Origin of the sequence: Streptomyces sp. NPDC059564 (genome assembly GCF_042735575.1) — a bacterium.
GTDB lineage: Bacteria > Actinomycetota > Actinomycetes > Streptomycetales > Streptomycetaceae > Streptomyces.
On record NZ_JBHWBP010000654.1, the window covers coordinates 1 to 1,729 of the forward strand.

The following is a 1,729-nucleotide window of genomic DNA, read 5'->3' on the forward strand; positions in this document are numbered from 1 at the left end:
GCCCCCGCACCGGAGTGCGGGGGCCTTCTCGTCGTGCGGGCGTGCGGGCGTGCCGTCGTACGGGTGTCAGCGCCGGGCGGCGGCGAGCTCGGCCACCCGGCCGCGGACCAGGTACCAGCCGCCGACCAGGGCGGCGCCGATGACCGGGACGAACAGGACCGTGGTGCGGCCGACGCCGCCGTCGCACCACATCAGGACCAGGACCGTGACGAGGAAGACCAGCGTGACGATCTGCGTGTACGGGGCCCAGGGCAGGCGGTAGGAGGGCCGCTCCAGGCGGCCCTGCTTCGCGCGGCGCCAGAAGTGCAGCGAGCAGAGCATGACCATCGCCCAGGTGCCGAGGATGCCCAGCGAGGCGAAGTTGAGGACGATCTCGAAGGCGTCCTTGGGCATGAAGTAGTTCAGACCGACGCCCGCGATGCCGAAGGCGGCGGTGAACAGGACGCCGCCGTAGGGGACCTTGCCCTTGTTCATGACGCCGGTGAACTTGGGGGCCGAACCGGACATCGCCATCGAGCGCAGGATCCGCCCGGTGGAGTAGAGGCCGGAGTTCAGGCTGGAGAGGGCGGCGGTCAGCACGACCAGGTTCATGATGCCCGCGGCGCCGGGGACGCCGAGCTTGTCGAAGACCGTGACGAAGGGGCTCTGGTCGCCGGAGTACTCGGTGTACGGCAGCAGCAGGGCGAGCAGGACCACGGAGCCGACGTAGAAGAGGCCCACGCGCCACATGATCGAGTTGATCGCCTTGGGCATGATCTTCTCGGGGTTCTCGGTCTCGCCCGCGGCGACACCGCAGAGCTCGACGGAGGCGTACGCGAAGACGACGCCCTGGATGACCAGCAGCATCGGGAGCACGCCGGACGGGAAGATGCCGCCGTTGTCCGTGATGTTGGACAGGCCCGGGGTGTGGCCGCCGATGTCGTGGCTGGTGGCGACGAGGTAGATGCCGACGATCAGGAAGACCGCCAGGGCGGCGACCTTGACCAGGGAGAACCAGAACTCCATCTCGCCGAAGTACTTCACCGAGATCAGGTTGGCGGTCAGGACGACGGCCAGGGCGATGAAGGCGAGCACCCACTGGGGGACGTCGGTGAACATCGACCAGAAGTGCGCGTAGGTCGCGGCGGCCGTGATGTCGGCCACGGTGGTCGTGGACCAGTTGAGGAAGTAGAGCCAGCCCGCCGTGTAGGCGCCCTTCTCCCCCATGAACTCGCGCGCGTAGGAGACGAACGCTCCGGAGGACGGGCGGTACAGGACGAGCTCGCCGAGGGCCCGGACCACGAAGAAGGCGAAGACTCCGCACACCGCGTACGCGATGGCGAGGGAGGGGCCCGCGCCGGCGAGGCGGCCGCCCGCTCCGAGGAACAGGCCTGTGCCTATCGCCCCGCCGATCGCGATCATGTTGATGTGGCGGGACTTGAGGTCCTTGCTGTAGCCCTCGTCACCGGCGTCGACATGGCGGGACGACGCCTCGGCTGGGGCCGTGGTCAAGGTGCGGTCACTCATTCGGGACTTCGCCTTCGTGGGTCGGACAGGCAGGTCCGGAGCGCGTGCGGGGGAGCTGGGTGGGGTCCCCCGTGCCGCGTTCCGGTGATTTTGTCGCCCCAGGAGACCATGAGGCTCCGCTACCCGCCAAAATCGGCCCCATGCGCACGGAGGCCCCCGGCGACCATGGAAACGGTCTCCGGGGGCCTCTCCGGGGCACGAATGCGAGGCTACGGGGCTCAGC

General features: G+C 69.1%; 1 protein-coding gene. It reads right to left on the reverse strand.

The window, feature by feature from the left end; translation table 11 throughout:
* Window positions 1–66 precede the first annotated feature (66 nt).
* On the reverse strand, window positions 67–1,506 hold the full coding sequence (locus ACFV0Q_RS41350; RefSeq protein WP_385013239.1) for an amino acid permease: 1,440 nt from the start codon (window positions 1,504–1,506) through the stop codon (window positions 67–69).
* Window positions 1,507–1,729 lie beyond the last annotated feature (223 nt).

Coding starts and splice junctions, on each gene's coding strand:
- ACFV0Q_RS41350 (WP_385013239.1), bottom strand. CDS start 1,506: ATGAGTGACCGCACCTTGACCACGGCCCCAGCCGAGGCGTCGTCCCGC.